The organism is Micromonospora sp. NPDC051006 (assembly GCF_044456245.1).
In the GTDB taxonomy this organism is placed as follows: Bacteria; Actinomycetota; Actinomycetes; order Mycobacteriales; family Micromonosporaceae; genus Micromonospora.
The window spans coordinates 1-17,838 of record NZ_JBITFP010000013.1 but is presented as its reverse complement, the minus strand read 5'-3'; the positions used below and the strand labels follow the sequence as shown (position 1 = coordinate 17,838).

The following is a 17,838-nucleotide window of genomic DNA, read 5'->3' as shown; positions in this document are numbered from 1 at the left end:
TCACAGGGTTGCCGGCGTCAGGCGCCAGCGTCAATTGCTGAAGATGCTGACACCACCCGGGCCGACCAGCAGCCCGACCACGATGAGGACGATGCCCCACAGAAGCTGCCGGCGGAACAGCGCCAGGATGCCGGCAACGACCAGTACGACCGCGAGAATCCAAAGAATCAGCTCCATGGCGATCAGATACCCGAGGCGCCGACGCGGGAAACCTGCTCGTGATCAACTTGGTCGCCCACATGGAAGACGCTGTACGCCTGCTTGATCACCGGGTGCGCGACGTTGCGGACCCGCACCCCGCCCGGGGTGGTGCCGCGCTCCGTGCCGGCGTGGGCGTGCCCGTGCAGGGCCAGCGCGGTCGGCGCCGAGTCGATCGCCTGGCCGAGCTGGTACGAGCCGAGGAACGGGTAGATCTCCAGCGGCTCGCCGGCGAGCGTGTCCGGCACGGGGGAGTAGTGCGTCAACGCCACCAGCAGGTCGCAGTCGAGGCTGTGCAGGGCCTGGGCCAGTCGGTCCGCGCTGTCGGTGGTGGTCCGGACGAAGGACTTCATCTCCGGTTCGCCGAAGTCGCTGGCGCAGCGCCCGGCGAAACCACCGCCGAAGCCCTTCACCCCGGCGACGCCGAGCCGGCCGCCCGCGCACTCGAGCACCACACCGGTCCCCTCGAGCACGGTGATGCCGGCGTCCTCCAACACCTTGACCACCTGCGGCACCTGGTCGCACTGGTGGTCGTGGTTGCCGAGCACGGTGATCACCGGCACGCCCAGCCCGCCGAACTCCTGCGCCACGCAGCGCGCCTCGGACTCGGTGCCGTGCCGGGTCAGGTCACCGGCGAGCAGCAGCGCGTCGGCGCAGTCGGGCAACTCCTCCAGGGCCGGCCGGAACCGGCCGACCACGTCCTCGTCCAGATGCACGTCGCCGACGGCAGCGATCCGGATCACCATGAACCTCCCTCAGGGCAGTTGCTCGATCTCCGTCGGCGCCTGGGCGCGGATCACCCCGATGTCACTGGTGATCGGCACGTCCGGAAAGCGCTCGGAGACCCGGCGCAGGATCTCCTCGCGGCGGTGCGGGCTCTCCACCTCGCCGTAGAGCACGAGCCCGGTCTCCCGTCGGACCACGGTGATCCCCTGCTCGGCGACGGACGGATCCTCGGCCAGCAACCGGTGGATCTCCGCCTCGATGTACTCGTCGGGTGGTCCGACGCCGATGTCGCGGTGCTGGGTCACGATGTCCCCTTCTCTGCCGGGGTGCCGGAGTCCGGCACCACCTCCAGCCGGTCCAACAGCACCAGGAACGCCTCTGCGTACGGTGAGTGCTGCGTCTCCTTGCGTACCCGTTCCCAGTCGATCTGCTCCCGCAGCGAGCGGGCCAGCGGCAGGCCACGGGCGAAGTCGCAGTAGTGCTGGGAGAAGCTGAGCAGCTTGTGCACCATCAGCTGGGTCGCGGAGAGCACCGGCATGTGGATCGCGTCGACCGGGCGGACCACGGTGTCGGCGAACGTCTCCTCGGTCACCGGGGTCTCGATCGGCCGGTGGATCAGGTCCACCATCCGCCCGTCGTCGTAGACCTTGACCAGCCAGTCCTCCGGCGGGCGCTCGGCGATGAAGCCAGCCTCGACCAGCGCCTCCAGGGCCTGCTCGACGTCGGCCTCACGGATGAGGAAGTCGACGTCGTGCTCGCTGGAGTGGCCGCCGTGGGCGTAGACCGCGAAGCTCCCGCCGAGCGCGAACGGGATCTCGGACTGCTTGAGCACGGCGGCGACCTTCTTGAGGGTGTGCACGAGAGTCTCGTCCCCGCGCTCGGCCATCTGGGTCTCCCGTCGTCGTGAAACAGGCGGTTGGATTCCAACTCCCGTACCCGGCATTCCGGTCGGCCACACCTGTGCCGGTCGCGGGTGGGCGCGAACCGGGAGTAACGGGTTCATAACACCATGCCCGGAAGCGGCGGTCGGATAGCCTGTGCAAGGTGGTCAGATCAATGCGGACGCGACGTGGCCGAGCCCGCTTGCGCACCGTCGCCCTGATCGGCATCGACGGCTCGGGCAAGACCACCCAGGCCCACCGCCTCGCCGACGCGCTCACCGCCGCCGGCCGACCGGCCACCTACCATCGCAACGCCGGCGGCCGACGCTGGCTGGGTCGGCTCGCCCATCGACTGGGCCGGCCGGACGCCCAGCGGCTGGTCGGGCGGGACGGGCTGCTCGCGGTCGAGTCCGTGCTGCGCTGGATCGCCATCGCCGTCGCCCTGCTCAGCTGCCTGGTCACCGGCCGGACCGCGGTGATGGACCGCTACGCCGCCTGCCAGTACGCCAGCATCCGGGCCCACGGCGGGCACCGCTGGGAGCGGCTGGCCCGGGTCGGCTACCGGGTGTTCCCGCCGCCGCAGGTGACCTTCCTGCTCGCCGTCGACCCGACCGAGGCGTACCAGCGGATCGAGCGGCGCGGCACCGACCACGAGACGATGGGCTGGCTCACCGCCGCCGACACCGCCTACCGGGCGCTGCCGGAGTATCCGACCTTCGTGCTGGTCGACGCCGGCCGGCCGGCGGAGGAGGTCTCCCGGCAGATCCAGCGCCACCTGGCGGGGTGGCTGCCGTCGGGCGACCCGGAGCAGTGGACCGACAGCACCGGCCCGCCGCCCGATCTGGCCTCGCCGCCCGATCTGGCCCCAGCGCCCGATCTGGTCCCGCCGCCGCCACGGGCCACCGAGTCGGGCCGCCCCACGCCCGGTGTCGCCACGCCCCTCGCGGCCCAGGCCAGCCCGTAGCCCGCCCGTCACGCGCTCGGCCCTGCCCGAGGGCCCGGTCCCGGCTCCAACCGGCCGCCGTCAGGCGCGCCGACCGACAGCAGGACCCGGAAGTCGTGCGTCGAAGCTCAGGCCCGGCCGTAGACCGGCACGGCCGCGCCGCTGGTCGGTGCCGACTCGTCGGAGGCCAGGAAGCGGATCACCGGGGCGATCTCGGCCGGGGCGACCCAGCGCGAATGGTCGGCGTCCGGTTGCGCGGCCCGGTTGGCCGGGGTGTCGATGACGCTGGGCAGCACCGTGTTGCAGCGCACCCCCGATCGGCGGTACTCCACCGCCACCGCGTTGGCGAAGGCGAGCACGGCCGCCTTGGCGGTGGCGTAGCCCGCCGCGCCGGGGAACGGCGCCAGCGCGGCCCGGGCGGAGACGCAGACGATCGCCCCGCCGCCGGCAGCGATCAGGTGCGGCAGCGCCGCCCGCGTGACCAGGTGGGTGGGGCGCAGGTTGGCGGTGAACATCCGGTCGAACTCCTCGACCGGTGTCTCGTGCACCAGCCCGCCGCTGGCGTACCCGCCGACCAGGTTGACCACCGCGCGCAGCGGGGCCGCCGGGTCGCCGCTCGCGGCCTCGACGGCCCGGGCCGCGCCGGCCGGATCGGTCAGGTCGGCGACCAGCCGGACCACGTCGCCCGCCGGCGCGGCGGCCGACGCGCCCTCCCGCCCCGGTACGACCACCCGCCAGCCCGCCTCGCGGAAGGCGGCGGTGACCGCTTCGCCCAGCCCACCCGTTCCGCCGGTGACCAGCACACTGCGTTGCGCCATGGGGCACACGCTAGCGTCGCCGCCGACCCGCCGGCGCCCGGGTCGCCCGGCCGACGACGCCGGGTCGTCCGATCCGGGCCTGCCGCATGGTCCGCCCGCCGACGCCGTACGGTTGGTCGGGCCAGGACGTGCGCGTCTCCAGCCGCCGTCCGGGAGGCGCGAGCCGGCCCGGCGGCTGACGCGGCGACGCCGCGCGGGTGGCACGCTGTCCCGGAAGACGGACCGGGTCGCCGGTGTTTTCTCCAACACGCGCAGTCATGGTTGACGCTCACGCCTCGTGAAAGTAAGTTTCATCCGTGGCGAAGAGTCCGAAGATTTCTGCGAGTCAGGAGCCCGGTGGGCTGATCGTCCACATCAGTGGCTTGCTCCCGTCGCTGTCGCCGGCCGAACAGCGGGTCGCCCGCCTGGTCGTCGCCAATCCGGCGGACGCGGCGCGCCGGACGATCACCGACCTCGCCACCGCAGCCGAGACCTCCGAGGCGACCGTCATCCGGTTCTGCCGCTCGGTCGGCATGGACGGCTACCCCCAGCTGCGCATCCGGCTCGCCGCCGAGGCCGCGCGCCGGGTCGAGCCGCCGGACGCCCGGGTCGTCGGTGGTGACATCCCGCCCGGGGCCGACCTCGCCCAGATCATCGCGACGATCGCCTTCAACGACGCGCGTGCCGTCGAGGAGACCGCCGAGCAGCTCGACCCGGCCGTCTGCGAGCAGGTGGTCGACGCGATCGCCGGCGCCGGCCGGATCGACGTCTACGGCGCCGGCGCGAGCGGCTTCGTGGCCTCCGACTTCCAGCAGAAGCTGCACCGCATCGGCCGCACCGCCTTCTACTTCCCCGACGTGCACACCGCGCTGACCTCGGCCGCGCTGCTCGGCCGGGGGGACGTGGCGGTGGGCATCTCACACACCGGCACCACCTCCGACGTGATCGAGGTGCTGGAGCAGGCCCGAGCCCGGGGCGCCGCCACCGTGGCGCTGACCAACTTCCCGCGTTCGCCGATAACCGAGGTGGCCGACCACGTGCTCACCACCGCCGCCCGGGAGACCACCTACCGGTCCGGGGCGATGGCGAGCCGGCTGGCCCAGCTCACCGTGGTCGACTGTCTCTTCGTCGGGGTCGCCGCGCGCAACCGCGCCCGGGCGAGAAAGGCCCTCGAGGTGACAGCCGAGGCCGTCCAGTCGCACCGGGTGGGTGGCGGACGGAGGCGGGCATGACGGCCGGCGCCGTGGAGCCGGACGAGGTGTCGTCACCAGCCGCGCCGGTCCGCCCGGTCGTCCGGGTGGGCGCACCCACCGAACGCCGCAACCCGCTCAGCGTCGACCTCGACCTGATGTCGACCCGGGACGTCCTCGCCGCGATCAACGAGGCGGACCGGCGGGTGCCGGCCGCGGTCGCCGAGGTGCTCGACGAGATCGCCGCCACCGTCGACCTGGCCGTCGCCGCGTTGCGCGGCGGGCACCGGGTGCACTACTTCGGCGCCGGCACCTCCGGCCGGCTCGGGGTGCTCGACGCGGTCGAGCTGGCCCCCACCTTCAACTCGCCCCGGGACTGGTTCTGCGCCCACCTGGCCGGCGGGCCGGACGCCATGTGGCGGGCCGTCGAGGACGCCGAGGACGACGATCGGGGCGGGGCGGCCGAAGCGGCCGACTGCGTACGCGCCGGTGACCTGGTGGTCGGTCTGGCCGCCAGCGGACGCACCCCGTACGTCCTCGGGGCGCTCGCCGCGTCCCGCGCCAAGGGCGCCTCGACGGTGCTGCTCTGCGCCAATCCGGAGGCGGAGGCCGCCGGGTCGGTCGATGTCTTCATCGGGGTGGATACCGGACCAGAGGTGGTCACCGGGTCGACCCGGATGAAGGCGGGCACGGCACAGAAGCTCGCGCTCAACGCGTTCTCCACCGCCGTGATGGTGCGTCTGGGCCGGGTCTACTCGAACCTCATGATCGACATGGTGGCCACCAACGCGAAACTTCGCGGGCGCATGATCTCGATCCTCGTGGAGGCGACCGGCTGCTCGGAGGAGGTTTCCCGGCGGGCGCTCAGCGAGGCGGACGGCGACCTGAAGACGGCCCTGGTCTCGCTGGTGTCCGGTGCCGAGGTGCCCGCCGCCCGGGCCGCGCTGGCCCGCTCGGCCGACCAGGTGCGCGGCGCACTCGCCCTGCTCGCCTCCTGACGCCCCTCTTCGCCCGAATCCGACGGCCCGGCGGGCCCTGGTGGGAGCCGCCCAGGGGCCCCTGGGCGAGCGGGCATAGAACCCGGCTCCGGATTGTTCAACGAGGCGCGGGGTATTACCAACTCCGTGGATGAACCGACCCGTCCATCGGTGCGTATCAGGCAGTGACCAGGATCGCACCGGGCTGGTGACCCGGGTCGCTGTGCCCCACGACATCGCGATGTTGCCATATCAGGGGCGAACGGCGATCCGTCGACCCGCCGACCCGTTCGTGGTGCCCATCGGCGAGCCACCCGGCGGGGTGCTGACAGCAAACATGGACCGTGCTCTCAGCTACTACTCAGGCATTCGTGACACTTTCGACTCACGACATGGAATCCCCGACACGTCTCAACTGTTGTGTAGGTGTCAGCACCGGGGGGCACAGCAGAAGTTGCGGGGAGCTGATGGACGTGGGGATGGCAAGGAACCGGGCAACCGGCGCGAGCGAGGGGACCGTGGGCAACGTGGACAAGAACATCGGCATGCGGACCGACGAGGTCGCCGAGGAGCGCGACCTGGTCGGCGTCTACCTGCACGAGATCTCCCGGACGCCACTGCTGGACGCCGCCAAGGAGGTCGATCTCTCCAAGGCGATCGAGGCCGGCCTCTACGCCGAGCACCTGCTCGACGAGGACCGCGTCCCCGCCGGTGTCGACCGGGACGACCTCGAGCGGCTGGTCGTCGAGGGTGAGCGGGCGAAGGACCTCTTCATCCGCGCCAACCTACGACTGGTCGTGTCGATCGCCCGCCGCTACGTGCGGTCGGGGATGCCCATGCTGGACCTGATCCAGGAGGGCAACACCGGCCTGGTCCGGGCGGTCGAGAAGTTCGACTACGAGCGCGGCTACAAGTTCTCCACCTACGCGACCTGGTGGATCCGCCAGGCGATCAGCCGGGCGATCGCCCAGCAGGAGCGCACCGTCCGACTGCCGGTGCACCTGGTCGAGGACGTCAACCGGATGCGTAACGTGGCCCGCCAGCTCACCCGTGAGCTGGGTGCCGACCCGGAGCCGGAGCAGATCGCGGCGTCGCTCGGCGTCACCGTCGAGCGGGTCAACGAGCTGGTCCGCTGGTCGCAGGACACCGTGTCGCTGGACACCCCGGTCGGCGACGACGGGGACACCAACCTCGGCGACCTGGTCGCCGACAGCGACGCCCCGTCGCCCGAGGACATCGTCCTGACCGGGCTGGAGCGGCAGCGCATCGAGGGTCTGCTCAACCACCTCGACGACCGTTCGGCCGGCATCATGCGGGCTCGCTACGGGCTGGAGGACGGCCGCGAGCACTCCCTCACCGAGGTCGCGTCGCGGTTCTCGCTCTCCCGGGAGCGGATCCGCCAGCTGGAGATCCAGGCCCTCGGGCGGCTTCGTGAGCTGGCCCGGGCCGAGGGGCTGCAGGCAGCCTGAGCTGGTAAGTAATACGGCGAACGGCCGGCGTCCGATAGGGGGACGCCGGCCGTTCGCCGTCTGGCGGGGCACCCGCCGTGGTTCGCTCAGCGCACCCGGCCGTAGCCCTGGATGGACATCATGTTCATGCCCCGCTTGAGCACGTTGCGCCCGGCGCTCGGCGCGTCGATCACCTGGCCGCCGCCGACATAGAGGGCGACGTGCCCGAGCCCGCTGTAGAAGACCAGATCGCCGGGGCGCAGCTCGCCGCGGCTGATGCGGCTGGTCGCGCCCCACTGCATCCGGGCGTTGTGCGGCAGGGACTTGCCGGCCGCCCGCCACGCCGCCAAAGTCAGGCCGGAGCAGTCGTAGCCGTTGGGGCCTTCGCCGCCCCAGGAGTAGGGCTTGCCGACGGCGCCGTAGGCGTAGCGGACCGCGACGCCGGCCTGGCCGGAGATCGCGGGAGCGTCCCGGCCGGCGTCCGGCCGGGCGGCGGGCGCCTCGGTGGCCCGCCCATACGCCTGACGGCGCAGCTCGTAGAGGCGCGCCAGGTCCCGTTCGATCCGGGTCTTCGCGGACTTCAGCTCGCGGGCCTGGGCGGCCTGCTGGGCCAGCACCATTCTCAGCCGGCCCCGCTCCTCGAGCAGCGCGCGCTGGCTCGCGGTGAAGCCGTCGATCTGCTCCTGCCGCTGCTTGGTCAGCTGGTCGATGGTGCCGAGCCGGTCGAGCAGGGCGGCCGAACCGCCGGGGCGCAGCAGCGCGTCCGCGGTGCGCAGACCGCCGGTCTTGTACGCGGTCGCGGCGAGTGCGGCGACGTCGGCCCGGTTCTGCTCGGTCTGCTTCTCGAGCGGGCCGATGCGGGCCTGTAATCGGGCCACCGCGGCCTTGTTGTCCTTGATCTCCTCGGTGAGCTTGTTGTACGACTCGACGACCCGCTCCAGCTGGGTCGAGGACTTCTCGATCCGCTGGGTCAGGTCGGCGGGCGACGGTTCGGCGTGGGCCGCCGCCGCCGGGGCGATCAGCGCGGCCGACAGGCCGGTGACTGCCAGAGTTCGCAGCAGTGTTCTCAGGGATGACAAGAGCGGAAGGCCCCTCTCCCACGGCCGCCGGTGGCTGCTGTCGCCCTCGACGGCACCGGTCCGGGGCCCTCCGGATGGCGGGCGCTGGGCCGGCCGGCCCGATCAACTTAACCCGGGACGGGTGTGATCCGCAGTGGAAGTCGGGGCGAATGTTGGCAAAGTGGCGGAAAGTGAAGGGTGTGTCGGGTGACCCACCGTGATCGCCAACGAGGCGATCGCTCGGCGGGTGCGCCACGGTTGCGGCATTTGATAAGACAGCGGCTTTCGTCGTTCTGGGCGTATGCCGCCGGATAGCAGCGCGCCATAACCGATAAAGACGGAAATGGATTCCCTTTCCCGGCAATGTCCCGTCGCTCCCGTGGCGGCGCTGTCCGCTATTTGGCCGTACGCGCTGGCAGGGCGGCAACACAATGAAGCGCGAGCCGGGAATCCCGTCGACCGGCATTGATGCCTCAGACCGCGGCGGGGCCGACCCGGCGGACCGCCGTGGGAGGGACCGTGAATCCTGAAGGAGCCACCACGCGAGCGCGGCGTTCACCGAGGGTGACCGGCGCGAAGACCACGCTGCTCTACGCCCGTCCCGGCATCATCGTGACCGTCGACCGGTTCACCGTCGGTCGCAACACCTTCCGGATCGCCGAGCTGACCCACCTGCGCAGCACCCGCGGTCCGCACGACCGGGTCGCCGTCCGCGCCTTCGCCACCAGCGCGGTCACCATCGGCGCCGTCGGGTTGCTGCTCGGCTTCACCGGTGGCCTGCAACGGCTCACCGCCGGCGCCTACCTGATCCTCGGAGCGGTGCTGTTGGTGCCGGGGCTGCTCGTGCTGGCCGGCGACCGCTGGCGGCCGCCGGCCTACGAGCTGTGGGGGATCTACGGCGGCGAGGAGGTGCTGCTGTTCAGCGCCGACGACGAGCGCCAGTTCGGCCAGGTGACCCGGGCCCTGGTGCGGGCCCGGGAGATGAACCGGTACGGCGGGTGGAACGAGCCGCTCGCCTCGACCGATCCCTGGCGGCCGAGCCGCTGACCGGTCGACGCCGGCCAGGCCGACCCCGGCCGGCGTCGACCGGCCGGCTGAGCGGGCGGCGGGGAACGGCGAGGATCGGGCGGACGGCTCAGCCGGCGACCGGCTCCGGGGTGCGCTCGGCGGGGCGATCGAGCCAACCGGTCACCCGGCGCTCGGCGTAGAAGGAGACGAACGGCACGGTGCCGGCCAGCATCACGGCGAGCATCCGCTTCAACGGCCAGTCCGCCCGGCGGGACAGGTCGAACGCGGCCACCAGGTAGACCATGTAGAGGAAGCCGTGCGCCGGGCCGATCGTCTCCACCACCACCGCGTTGTCGAACAGGTACTTCAGCGGCATGCCGATCACGACCAGCAGGATCAGCACCACGCCCACGATCCAGGCGATCACGCGGTACCGGGTAAGGGCTGCGCCCACCTCTGTCCGTCCTTCCCGAGCCCGGCTCAGCCGGGATAGTCACCGGGCTTCGCGCCCGGATTGGCGTTCAACCATGACAGGTAGCGGTTGTAGGCGGCCAGGTCGGTGTCCTCCACGCCGTCCGCCGCGGCCGGTACCCGGGCCACCCGGACCGGCCGGCGAACCACCGGTCGGGTCGCGGGCCCCGCCGCCTCGCCGCCCGGGCGCGCCCCGACGACCTCGGCCGGCTCCGCGTCGGCCGGCTCCGTCGGCGCGACGTCACCGCGCAGGGTGTGGCGCAACTCACGCCACCAGACGAAGACCACGAACCCCGCGAAGATCGGCCATTCGAAGGCGTACGCCCAGCTGAGCGTGTTGCCCGAGGCGGCCCGGCTGATCTGCCACCACCCCAGCCCGAGGAACGCGACGACCAGCACGACCGTGGCCACGTGGCGCACGATCCACGCCGGGGTCCAGAGCCGCTTCATGGCATCGAGGGTACCGGGAGGGACGGCGCTCTCCGACGCGGTGTCGTAGTTGTCGGACGATCAAACGGGTTTGCTGACACCCGATGTGGGCATCCGTCTAGCTGCCAGCCCAAACGAGACCAGGGGGGCGACGATGACCGAATCAGTGCGACAGGACGGGTACCCGTCGAGCGGCGGCGTGGACGCCAGCCCGGAGCAGCGGATGCCCGAGTGGAGCGGCGACCACCTGGCCGACCCCACCACCACCGGGCCTGACGTGGATGGTGACCTCGGTGTCGACCCGGCCGAGCTGACCGACGAGGACCTGATCCGCGAGATGCACAGCCTGCACCGCACCCGGCTGGACACGCTGCGGCACGCCTCCGACTCCGCGCTCGCCAACCACCTGCGCCGCACCGCGGAGCTGGAGACCGAGTACCTGGCCCGGCACCCGGGGCGGGAGGTCGACCCGAGCCGGCTGCGGGACGAGTGATGGCGGCACACGCCGAGCGCGGAATGTCCGCGCCGCCGGAGGTCGTCTTCAACACCGCGACCGACCCGGACCGGGCGGCCGCGTGGCTGCCCCCGGCGCTGCGCACGGACGGCGCGCCGACCCCGGAGATCGCCGGCGAGGAGCTGCGCGCCACCTGGAGCGCACCCGCTCCCTCGGACCTGACGGCCGAGATCCGGGTGGACCCGGAGGACTCCGGCGGCGCGCGGATCCGGTTCGACCTCGCCGGTGCGAACGGGGGCGGGGACCACGACCGGCTGGCCGCCGAGGCGCTGGACAGCCTCGCCCGCGAGGTGGCCGACAACCTCCAGGCCGGCTGAGTCGCCCCGGCAGCCCGGACCGCGCCAACCCCGGACGGCAGGCCTGGTGCGGCCGGCCGGACCGGGTGGTGACCCCCGCACGAGAACGAGGAGACCGGTGACCGACAGTGGTTTGAAGCAGAAGGTGGCGCGACTGCGCCAGGCGTACGCGCCGCACGAGCACCGGCCGCTCGGCGGCTACCTGGTCGCGATGGGCACCTATGCCGGGGTCGCCGGGGCGCTCGCCGGTCTGGTGCGGTTGACCGGCCGGCCGGTGCCCGAGCGTCCGGCGCCCTCCGACGTGGTGCTGCTGTCGATCGCCACGCACAAGCTCAGCCGGCTGCTGAGCAAGGACGCGGTGACCAGCCCGCTGCGTGCCCCGTTCACCCGCTACGACCGGCCGATCGGCAGCGGTGAGGTGATGGAGCAGGTCCGCGACTCCGGCAGCTCCACCCGGCACGCGATCGGGGAGCTGCTGAGCTGCCCGTTCTGCCTGGCGGTCTGGGTGGCCACCGGGCTCACCGGCGGGTTGGTGCTCGCGCCACGGCTGACCCGTCTGGTGGCGACCGCGCTGACCGCGGTGGCCGCGTCCGACTTCCTCCAGATGGCGTACGCGGTGTCGCAGCAGGCCGCCGAGGGCGGCGGGCACGACGAGGACTGATGCGAGGACGGAGAAAGGGGCCGGCGGATCGCCGGCCCCTTCCTCGTGCCAGTCGGCGTCAGGTCGGTGTGGTGCCGTGGTCCTCGCCGGCCCAGCCACGGGCGGCCTCCGGCTCCCGCTCGCCCTCGTCATCCCCGGTGATCACCTCGCGGTCCACCGCGGTGCGGTCGTGCTCGTTCGCGAAGTCCGGCTCGGGCAGGGTGTCGACGCCCTCCGGGGGCTGACCCAGCGCCGGAACCTTCTCGTGCTGCTCCTCATGGTGGGACATCTCGTTCTCCTCTCGCCGGGGGTCAGGTGACCGATCCGCCGAGCAGGTCGGCCGCCTCGTCCACCGAGTACTCGCCCTCGGGGAGCGCGGCGATCCGGGCGAGCCAGTCGGCGGGGAGCTCCGCGGCCACCGCCCGGCGGTAGATGTTGCCCTGACTGATCCGCTCCTGGCCGTGGTAGAGATCCTCGAGCAGGTCGTCGAGGCGCCGGGCGTCCGTCGTCTGGTCGGTCACGGGTGCGTCGTCGGTCACGGCGATCAGCTACCCGTGCCGGAATCGGTCAAACGTCGCCGGCCTCGGCCCGGAGCTGGGCTGAACGCCGAACGGCGCCCCGGCCGGATGGCCGGGGCGCCGTTGGTGTCGGTGTGCAGGTCGCCTCTCGGCGAGTGGCTCGACGCGGCTCCAGCCGAACGGTTTTCCGCGAAGGCAATTGGGTGAGGCCCGGGGACACTGGACACACCGACACCTCACACAACCCACGGACCCCCGCCCCTCTTCCGCCCCGCCCTGTGCCCCCGCTCACACCCCGTCCCGGCCCCCACCACGGGCCGGGACGAGAGGAGGGGGCCTGCGGATCAGGCGGGGGCGGGGAGGGTGGCGCGACGGGCGCGGACGGCGGTGGCGAGCTGGTCGAGCACCTCCTCGGTGGTGTCCCAGCCCATGCAGGCGTCGGTCACCGACTTGCCGTACTCCAGCTCCCGGGTCGGGTCTAGGTCCTGCCGGCCGGGCTGCAGGAAGCTCTCCAGCATGATGCCGACGATGCCGCGCTGCCCGGCCGCGAGCTGGGCGGCCACGTCGGCCGCGACGAGCGGCTGGTTGCGGTGGTCCTTGCCGCTGTTGGCGTGGCTGGCGTCGACCACCACCCGCTCCGGCAGATCGGCGGCCCGCAACAGGTCGAGGGCCCCGGCCACCGACTCCGCGTCGTAGTTCGGCCGGCCGCCACCGCCGCGGAGCACCAGGTGCCCGTCGGCGTTACCCCGGGTGTGCATGATCGCCGGCGTGCCGGAGAAGTCGATGCCGGGGAAGACGTGCGGTACGCCGGCGGCCCGGATCGCGTCCACCGCGGTGCCGATGCTCCCGTCCGGGCGGTTCTTCATGCCGATCGGCATGGAGAGCCCCGAGGCGAGCTGCCGGTGCACCTGGCTCTCCACCGTCCGGGCGCCGATCGCGCCCCAGCCCACGGCGTCCGCGATGTACTGCGGGGTGATCGGGTCGAGGAACTCGCAGCCCACCGGCAGGCCGAGGCGCAGCACGTCGAGCAGGAGCGCGCGGGCCATCCGCAGACCGGTGTTGACGTCGCCGGAACCGTCCAGCCCGGGGTCGTTGATCAGGCCCTTCCAGCCGACCGTGGAGCGGGGCTTCTCGAAGTAGACGCGCATGACGACCAGCAGGTCGTCGGCGACCCGGTCGGCCGCCACGCGCAGCCGTCGGGCGTAGTCCAGGGCGGCGGCCGGATCGTGCACCGAGCACGGGCCGACCACCACCAGCAGTCGGTCGTCGGCGCGGTCGAGCACCCGGCCGACAGCGCGCCGGCCGGTCAGTACGGCCGAGGCGAGCGTTTCGTCCAGGGGCAGTTCGTGGTGCAACAGGGCCGGGGTGGTCAACGGCACGACACGGTCGATCCGTTGGTCGCTGACCCGATCGGTCTCCGGGGTCGTCACGGTGGGAATCCTTCCGCCGACCGCGCCCGGGGCCGGTGCCCGGGTCGAGCCGGCTGCTCGTACGCAAAAGGGCAGGAACCCAAGTCCCTGCCCAGCCGGCTCGAAGAAGGTGACGTCAGTTCATGGTGAAGTCACCGGCTCCTCCAGCCGGCTGCCTAAACCATCGATACGACCGCGTCACGAGACCAAGCGTACCCGACGGGCCGGCGCGGATCATCCGGACGCCGCGGCAGCCTCGATCGGCCACGCCCGGCCGGGTCGACCGATCTCGGGCGTGCGGGCGGTGGGGCGAGGGTATGAGGGGTGCCATGACTGACGAGCAGAGCGACCAGGACCGCGTGGAGTCCCGCGCCCACCTGCTGCCGGAGGAGGCGGCGGTGGGCAGCGACGACCCGGAGGCGCAGGCGGAGGCGATCCTCACCGAATCCGACCTGCGCGAGGACCGGAACGTCGCGCCGGACACCGTGCTGGAGCACCGGACCTCGGATCAGACGGTGGCGCCCAACGAGCCGCCGGACTGAACGTCGGCGCCGCGCGCCCGGCGGGAGCCCCGGTAGGTCTGCACCCGCAGCCAGGTCAGCGGACCGGCGGCCCGCAACCCGGCCGGCAGGTTGCCGATCGGGTCGAAGGCCAGCGTGGCGTCCTGCCGGGCGCTGAGCTGGGTGCCGATGCTGACCTGACCGAACGGCCGCCACGGCCCCACGGCGGAGGCCACCGCGAGCACCAGGCGTGGCTCGTCCGTGCGGGTGGCGGCGGCCACCGCGGTCAGGCTGCGGCCCAGGTCGGCCGAGTCCGGGTCGGCCAGCGCGGCCAGCCAGAGCCGCCGCCGGCCCGCGTGCAGCGGCATGATCGTGCTGTACGTCCCGGCGAAGCGCCGCCGGGGCAGCGGCATGGCCCGCAGCACCGGCGGCGCGCCGCTGGAGCTGACCAGCAGGTCGAACGGGCGGCCGTCGTCGGGGTGCAGCCGGACCGCCAGGCCGAGCACGTCCGGCCAGCTCCCGGGCGTGGACACCCCCTTGGAGAGCCGGACGGTCGCCGGGTAGCGGCCCGGCTCGTCGAGCAGGGCGACTCCGGTCGGCGGGCCGCCCGTACCCCAGATCGTCACCTCGCCGGCGAACGAACGCCCGGCCGGGTGGAAGAGCCGGGCCCGCCGCAGGCGGGTCAGGACGGCGGCGGCGTGGCTGACGGCGGCGCCCGCGCGCGTCACGGCAACGGGCGGGCTGGGGCGGGCGGCGGGCGCGGGCATGCCCCTGCGGTACCCCGACCGGACCGGTCGATGCCCCCGCCCGCCCGACCGGCGTCGCCCCGCCCCGGCTCGCCCGGCGGCCGCACGTCACCTTTGCGCCCGCGAGATCGGATAGCGTCGTGCCATGCCCGACAGCGGTTACCCCTGGCCCATCGAGACGACCCGACTCGCCAACGGCCTGCGTGTGGTGGTGAGCGAGGACCGCACGGCCCCGGCGGTCGCGGTCAACCTCTGGTACGACGTCGGCTCCCGGCACGAGCCGGCGGGGCAGAGCGGCTTCGCCCACCTCTTCGAACACCTGATGTTCGAGGGCTCGGTGAACGTCGCGAAGACCGAGCACATGAAGCTGATCCAGGGCTCCGGCGGCTCGCTCAACGCCACCACCAACCCCGACCGGACCAACTACTTCGAGACGGTCCCGGCCGAACACCTGGAGCTGGCGCTCTGGCTGGAGGCCGACCGGATGGGCGGCCTGGTCCCGGCCCTGACCCAGGAGACCCTCGACAACCAGCGCGACGTGGTCAAGAACGAGCGCCGGCAGCGCTACGAGAACGTGCCGTACGGCGACGCCTGGTTGCGGCTGCTGCCGCTGCTCTACCCGCCCGGGCACCCCTACCACCACGCCACGATCGGATCGATGGCCGACCTGAACGCCGCCGACCTGGCCACCTTCCAGGCGTTCCACCAGACCTACTACGCGCCGAACAACGCCGTGCTTACCGTGGTCGGCGACGCCTCCGCCGCCGAGGTCTTCGCGCTGGCCGACAAGTACTTCGGCGCGCTCCCGGCGCGGGCCGACATCCCCGCCGCGCCGGACGGCCGGAACGTGCCGGCCACCGGGCGACCGGCGGTCGAGACGGTGACCGCCGACGTTCCGGCCCCCCGGGTCTACGTCGCGCACCGCACCTACCCGTTCGGCAGTCCCGGCTACGACGTGCTCACCGTGCTGGCCACGGTGCTCGGCAGCGGCCGGGGCAGCCGGCTCTACCAGCGGCTCGCCGACGGCGAGCGGCTCGCCCAGCCCGACCTGGTCGGGGCGTACGGGGTGGACCTGGCGCACGCGCCGGCGCCGCTGATCGCCACCGCCACCGCCCGGCCCGGTGTGAGCGCCGAGCGGCTGGCCGAGGGGCTGCACGCGGTGGTCGACGAGCTGGCCAGCGTGCCGGTCACCGCCACCGAGCTGGACCGCGCCAAGGCCCTGCTCAGCACCGCCTGGTGGCGGCAGATGTCCACGGTGGACGGCCGGGCGGACACGCTCGGCCGGTACGCGACCCAGTTCGGCGATCCGGCCGTCGCCGCCGATCGCCTGCCGGCCTGGCTCGCGGTGACCGCCGAGCAGATCGCCGAGGCCGCCGTCGAGGTGCTCGCCGCCACTGACCGGGTGACCCTGACCTACCTCGCCGAGGAGAAGCCATGACGCTGATCGCCGTCCGCCCCGGCCCGGGCGCCGCCCGCCCGTACCGGTTCCCGCCGGTGGTCCGCCGTGCCGTGGCCGGCGGTCAGGTCGTCGCCGCTCACCTGCCCGGGCAGAACCTCGCGGTCGCGCTGCTGCTGCTCGACGCCGGCGCCGGGCGCGAGCCCACCGGCAAGGAGGGCCTCGGCGGAGTGCTCGCCAAGGCCCTGGAGGAGGGGACCGCCCAGCGGGACGCGGCCGCGTACGCGCTCGCTGTGGAGGGGCTCGGCACCGAGCTGGTGGCCGGGCTGGACTGGGACTCGTTCCAGGTCAGCGTGCAGGTGCCGGTGGACAGGCTGAGCGCCGCCGTGGAGCTGCTGGCCGAGGCGGTCCGCACCCCCCGGCTCGACTCCGCCGACGTACGCCGGGTCCGTGACGACGAGGCCACCGCGCTGCGGATGGACTGGGCCAACCCCGGCCCGCGGGCCGACGCGGCGCTGCGCGCCGACCTGTTCGGCGCGGAGAACCGCTGGGGCCGGCCGATGTACGGCGACCCGGACTCGGTCGCCGGCCTGGACGTCGAGGACGTCACCGTCTTCCACTCCGAGTGGTTCATCCGCCCCGGCACCCTGATCGTCGCCGGTGACCTGGAGCGCATCGACCTGGACGCGCTCGGCGCTGCCGCGTTCGCCGGGACCGGCGGTGGCCCGGTCGAGCGGGGCGGCCCGATCGAGGTGCCGCCGCACAGCGGTCGGCGGATCATCCTGGTCGACCGGCCCGGCTCGGTGCAGTCCACGCTGCGTCTCGGGCACCCGTCCCCGCACCGCGCCCACCCCGACCACGTGCCGATGAGCCTCGCCGGGACGGTGCTCGGCGGCGCGTTCACCTCCCGGCTCAACCACCTGATCCGCGAGGTACGCGGCTACACGTACGGGATCCGCGGCGACTTCGCCTCGTCCCGGCGGTTCGGGCGGTTCGCGGTCAGCTCCGGGGTGCAGACCGCGGTCACCGCGCCAGCGCTGGTGGAGGCGGTCGGCGAGATCGCCCGTACCCGCACCGGCGGGGTGACCGAGGAGGAGCTGGCGGTGGCCCGGTCCTGGCGGGCCGGGCAGCTGTCGGTGGAGCTGCAGAGCCCGCGGGCGATCGCCGCCGCGCTCAGCACCCTGGTGGTGCACGACCTGCCGGACGACTACCACGCCCAGCTGCGCGCGGCTCTGCTCGCCGCCGACGTCGACCAGGTCAGTGCCGCGGCCGCCAGCCACCTGCACCCGGAGTCGCTCACCCTGGTCGTGGAGGGCGACGCCGCGGTGATCCGGGACGAACTGGCCGCCACCGGCCTCGGAGAGATCATCGACGCCCCCTGACCGCCCGACGGCCGGCCCCCGAACGCGCGACGGCCGGCCTGATCGCGCGACACCCGGCCGGCGTCGGTCTGACCGCCCGGCGCCCGGCCTGACCGCGCGGCGGCCGGCCTGACTGCGCGGCGGCCGGCCTGACCGCGCGACGGCCGCCCGGCGTCGGCCTGACCGTCCGGTGCCGGGTGATCGACTCCGGTTCGCCGAAATGGCGGTGTCCGAATGGCTTGGGCTCAAGTGGTTGTTGCAACGGGATGGATCTTCGTGAGGATGTTGGTTCATGCCGGGGAAGCGGTTGTCGTCCGGGGAGCGGGCGCAGA

General features: G+C 73.1%; 23 protein-coding genes. 11 read left to right on the top strand and 12 right to left on the bottom strand.

The genetic code is table 11. The features are described from left to right. Nucleotides 1-30: 30 nt before the first annotated feature. The 4 genes from ACIBBA_RS20185 to ACIBBA_RS20170 are packed head-to-tail and all read right to left on the bottom strand — an operon-like array spanning nt 31 to nt 1,867. A complete protein-coding gene (locus ACIBBA_RS20185; RefSeq protein WP_396699215.1) occupies nt 31-177 on the bottom strand; it encodes a GPGG-motif small membrane protein in 147 nt (48 codons plus the stop codon). Between the two features lie 5 nt (nt 178-182). Beyond that, nucleotides 183-944, bottom strand: coding sequence for a metallophosphoesterase (locus ACIBBA_RS20180; RefSeq protein WP_396699213.1), 762 nt, complete (start codon nt 942-944; stop codon nt 183-185). A gap of 9 nt (nt 945-953) precedes the next feature. Next, entirely contained in the window at nt 954-1,229 is a 276-nt protein-coding gene (locus tag ACIBBA_RS20175) for a hypothetical protein (RefSeq protein ID WP_350871940.1), read from the bottom strand. Beyond that, complete coding sequence (locus ACIBBA_RS20170; RefSeq protein WP_357051908.1) at nt 1,226-1,867, bottom strand: nucleotidyltransferase; 642 nt, start codon at nt 1,865-1,867, stop codon at nt 1,226-1,228. The genes ACIBBA_RS20175 and ACIBBA_RS20170 overlap by 4 nt, the downstream gene beginning before the upstream one ends. A 113-nt stretch (nt 1,868-1,980) precedes the next feature. Here ACIBBA_RS20170 and ACIBBA_RS20165 point away from each other — a divergent pair, with 113 nt between their 5' ends. After that, nucleotides 1,981-2,769 carry a dTMP kinase gene (locus tag ACIBBA_RS20165; protein WP_396699210.1) on the top strand — a complete coding sequence of 263 codons (789 nt, stop codon included), beginning with the start codon at nt 1,981-1,983 and terminating at the stop codon, nt 2,767-2,769. Nucleotides 2,770-2,876: 107 nt separating this feature from the next. On the opposite strand, the gene ACIBBA_RS20160 is transcribed toward ACIBBA_RS20165, so the two are convergent. Beyond that, the gene (locus ACIBBA_RS20160; protein WP_396699208.1) at nt 2,877-3,566 is read right to left on the bottom strand and encodes an SDR family NAD(P)-dependent oxidoreductase; all 690 of its coding nucleotides are present in this window, start codon (nt 3,564-3,566) and stop codon (nt 2,877-2,879) included. 296 nt (nt 3,567-3,862) lie between these two features. On the opposite strand from ACIBBA_RS20160, the gene ACIBBA_RS20155 reads away from it, so the two are divergent. The 3 genes from ACIBBA_RS20155 (at nt 3,863) to ACIBBA_RS20145 (ending at nt 7,181) form a co-directional block, all read left to right on the top strand. Continuing rightward, nucleotides 3,863-4,777 (top strand): MurR/RpiR family transcriptional regulator, encoded by a 915-nt coding sequence (locus tag ACIBBA_RS20155; protein WP_350871947.1) that lies wholly within the window; start codon nt 3,863-3,865, stop codon nt 4,775-4,777. Next, nucleotides 4,774-5,733, top strand: a complete 960-nt coding sequence (gene murQ, locus ACIBBA_RS20150) for an N-acetylmuramic acid 6-phosphate etherase (protein WP_396699206.1) — start codon at nt 4,774-4,776, stop codon at nt 5,731-5,733. The genes ACIBBA_RS20155 and murQ overlap by 4 nt, the downstream gene beginning before the upstream one ends. A 458-nt stretch (nt 5,734-6,191) precedes the next feature. After that, a complete protein-coding gene (locus tag ACIBBA_RS20145; protein WP_357051920.1) occupies nt 6,192-7,181 on the top strand; it encodes a sigma-70 family RNA polymerase sigma factor in 990 nt (329 codons plus the stop codon). 86 nt (nt 7,182-7,267) lie between these two features. Here ACIBBA_RS20145 and ACIBBA_RS20140 read toward each other — a convergent pair whose 3' ends face one another. Next, nucleotides 7,268-8,239 (bottom strand): NlpC/P60 family protein, encoded by a 972-nt coding sequence (locus ACIBBA_RS20140; protein WP_396699203.1) that lies wholly within the window; start codon nt 8,237-8,239, stop codon nt 7,268-7,270. Nucleotides 8,240-8,737: 498 nt separating this feature from the next. Between ACIBBA_RS20140 and ACIBBA_RS20135 the strand changes: the two genes are divergently transcribed. Then, entirely contained in the window at nt 8,738-9,265 is a 528-nt protein-coding gene (locus ACIBBA_RS20135; RefSeq protein ID WP_396699201.1) for a DUF6232 family protein, read from the top strand. Nucleotides 9,266-9,353: 88 nt separating this feature from the next. Here ACIBBA_RS20135 and ACIBBA_RS20130 read toward each other — a convergent pair whose 3' ends face one another. Beyond that, nucleotides 9,354-9,680: a DUF3817 domain-containing protein gene (locus tag ACIBBA_RS20130; protein ID WP_396699198.1), complete on the bottom strand. Its 327-nt coding sequence runs from the start codon at nt 9,678-9,680 to the stop codon at nt 9,354-9,356. A gap of 26 nt (nt 9,681-9,706) precedes the next feature. Further along, a complete protein-coding gene (locus ACIBBA_RS20125) occupies nt 9,707-10,147 on the bottom strand; it encodes a hypothetical protein (protein WP_396699196.1) in 441 nt (146 codons plus the stop codon). 133 nt (nt 10,148-10,280) lie between these two features. Between ACIBBA_RS20125 and ACIBBA_RS20120 the strand changes: the two genes are divergently transcribed. The 3 genes from ACIBBA_RS20120 (at nt 10,281) to ACIBBA_RS20110 (ending at nt 11,597) form a co-directional block, all read left to right on the top strand. Further along, nucleotides 10,281-10,619, top strand: coding sequence for a DUF6158 family protein (locus ACIBBA_RS20120; protein ID WP_396699194.1), 339 nt, complete (start codon nt 10,281-10,283; stop codon nt 10,617-10,619). Further along, on the top strand, nt 10,619-10,957 hold the full coding sequence (locus ACIBBA_RS20115) for a hypothetical protein (RefSeq protein ID WP_396699192.1): 339 nt from the start codon (nt 10,619-10,621) through the stop codon (nt 10,955-10,957). Before ACIBBA_RS20120 ends, ACIBBA_RS20115 begins: the two co-directional genes overlap by 1 nt. Nucleotides 10,958-11,054: 97 nt before the next feature. Beyond that, the gene (locus ACIBBA_RS20110; protein ID WP_396699190.1) at nt 11,055-11,597 is read left to right on the top strand and encodes a DUF1360 domain-containing protein; all 543 of its coding nucleotides are present in this window, start codon (nt 11,055-11,057) and stop codon (nt 11,595-11,597) included. Nucleotides 11,598-11,655: 58 nt separating this feature from the next. On the opposite strand, the gene ACIBBA_RS20105 is transcribed toward ACIBBA_RS20110, so the two are convergent. The 3 genes from ACIBBA_RS20105 to ACIBBA_RS20095 all read right to left on the bottom strand — a co-directional run bounded on the left by ACIBBA_RS20105 (nt 11,656) and on the right by ACIBBA_RS20095 (nt 13,533). After that, nucleotides 11,656-11,865, bottom strand: a complete 210-nt coding sequence (locus tag ACIBBA_RS20105) for a hypothetical protein (protein WP_357051942.1) — start codon at nt 11,863-11,865, stop codon at nt 11,656-11,658. A gap of 22 nt (nt 11,866-11,887) precedes the next feature. Beyond that, the gene (locus ACIBBA_RS20100; RefSeq protein ID WP_357051945.1) at nt 11,888-12,115 is read right to left on the bottom strand and encodes a hypothetical protein; all 228 of its coding nucleotides are present in this window, start codon (nt 12,113-12,115) and stop codon (nt 11,888-11,890) included. 323 nt (nt 12,116-12,438) lie between these two features. Beyond that, a complete protein-coding gene (locus ACIBBA_RS20095; protein ID WP_396699428.1) occupies nt 12,439-13,533 on the bottom strand; it encodes a 3-deoxy-7-phosphoheptulonate synthase in 1,095 nt (364 codons plus the stop codon). 299 nt (nt 13,534-13,832) lie between these two features. Between ACIBBA_RS20095 and ACIBBA_RS20090 the strand changes: the two genes are divergently transcribed. Further along, on the top strand, nt 13,833-14,045 hold the full coding sequence (locus ACIBBA_RS20090; RefSeq protein ID WP_396699187.1) for a hypothetical protein: 213 nt from the start codon (nt 13,833-13,835) through the stop codon (nt 14,043-14,045). On the opposite strand, the gene ACIBBA_RS20085 is transcribed toward ACIBBA_RS20090, so the two are convergent. Next, nucleotides 14,012-14,770 (bottom strand): phosphodiesterase, encoded by a 759-nt coding sequence (locus tag ACIBBA_RS20085; protein WP_396699185.1) that lies wholly within the window; start codon nt 14,768-14,770, stop codon nt 14,012-14,014. The two genes, ACIBBA_RS20090 and ACIBBA_RS20085, sit on opposite strands and share 34 nt — an antisense overlap. A 124-nt stretch (nt 14,771-14,894) precedes the next feature. Between ACIBBA_RS20085 and ACIBBA_RS20080 the strand changes: the two genes are divergently transcribed. Beyond that, nucleotides 14,895-16,187 carry a M16 family metallopeptidase gene (locus ACIBBA_RS20080; protein ID WP_396699183.1) on the top strand — a complete coding sequence of 431 codons (1,293 nt, stop codon included), beginning with the start codon at nt 14,895-14,897 and terminating at the stop codon, nt 16,185-16,187. After that, the gene (locus ACIBBA_RS20075; protein WP_396699181.1) at nt 16,184-17,527 is read left to right on the top strand and encodes a M16 family metallopeptidase; all 1,344 of its coding nucleotides are present in this window, start codon (nt 16,184-16,186) and stop codon (nt 17,525-17,527) included. Before ACIBBA_RS20080 ends, ACIBBA_RS20075 begins: the two co-directional genes overlap by 4 nt. Nucleotides 17,528-17,838 lie beyond the last annotated feature (311 nt).

Excerpts from the sequence above, each read along its gene's own strand:
- ACIBBA_RS20165 (WP_396699210.1), top strand. The coding sequence starts at position 1,981 with ATGCGGACGCGACGTGGCCGAGCCCGCTTGCGCACCGTCGCCCTGATC.
- ACIBBA_RS20185 (WP_396699215.1), bottom strand. The coding sequence starts at position 177 with ATGGAGCTGATTCTTTGGATTCTCGCGGTCGTACTGGTCGTTGCCGGC.
- ACIBBA_RS20090 (WP_396699187.1), top strand. The coding sequence starts at position 13,833 with ATGACTGACGAGCAGAGCGACCAGGACCGCGTGGAGTCCCGCGCCCAC.
- ACIBBA_RS20075 (WP_396699181.1), top strand. The coding sequence starts at position 16,184 with ATGACGCTGATCGCCGTCCGCCCCGGCCCGGGCGCCGCCCGCCCGTAC.
- murQ (WP_396699206.1), top strand. The coding sequence starts at position 4,774 with ATGACGGCCGGCGCCGTGGAGCCGGACGAGGTGTCGTCACCAGCCGCG.
- ACIBBA_RS20180 (WP_396699213.1), bottom strand. The coding sequence starts at position 944 with ATGGTGATCCGGATCGCTGCCGTCGGCGACGTGCATCTGGACGAGGAC.
- ACIBBA_RS20115 (WP_396699192.1), top strand. The coding sequence starts at position 10,619 with ATGGCGGCACACGCCGAGCGCGGAATGTCCGCGCCGCCGGAGGTCGTC.
- ACIBBA_RS20170 (WP_357051908.1), bottom strand. The coding sequence starts at position 1,867 with ATGCCGGGTACGGGAGTTGGAATCCAACCGCCTGTTTCACGACGACGG.
- ACIBBA_RS20080 (WP_396699183.1), top strand. The coding sequence starts at position 14,895 with ATGCCCGACAGCGGTTACCCCTGGCCCATCGAGACGACCCGACTCGCC.
- ACIBBA_RS20105 (WP_357051942.1), bottom strand. The coding sequence starts at position 11,865 with ATGTCCCACCATGAGGAGCAGCACGAGAAGGTTCCGGCGCTGGGTCAG.
- ACIBBA_RS20160 (WP_396699208.1), bottom strand. The coding sequence starts at position 3,566 with ATGGCGCAACGCAGTGTGCTGGTCACCGGCGGAACGGGTGGGCTGGGC.
- ACIBBA_RS20125 (WP_396699196.1), bottom strand. The coding sequence starts at position 10,147 with ATGAAGCGGCTCTGGACCCCGGCGTGGATCGTGCGCCACGTGGCCACG.
- ACIBBA_RS20145 (WP_357051920.1), top strand. The coding sequence starts at position 6,192 with ATGGCAAGGAACCGGGCAACCGGCGCGAGCGAGGGGACCGTGGGCAAC.
- ACIBBA_RS20085 (WP_396699185.1), bottom strand. The coding sequence starts at position 14,770 with ATGCCCGCGCCCGCCGCCCGCCCCAGCCCGCCCGTTGCCGTGACGCGC.
- ACIBBA_RS20120 (WP_396699194.1), top strand. The coding sequence starts at position 10,281 with ATGACCGAATCAGTGCGACAGGACGGGTACCCGTCGAGCGGCGGCGTG.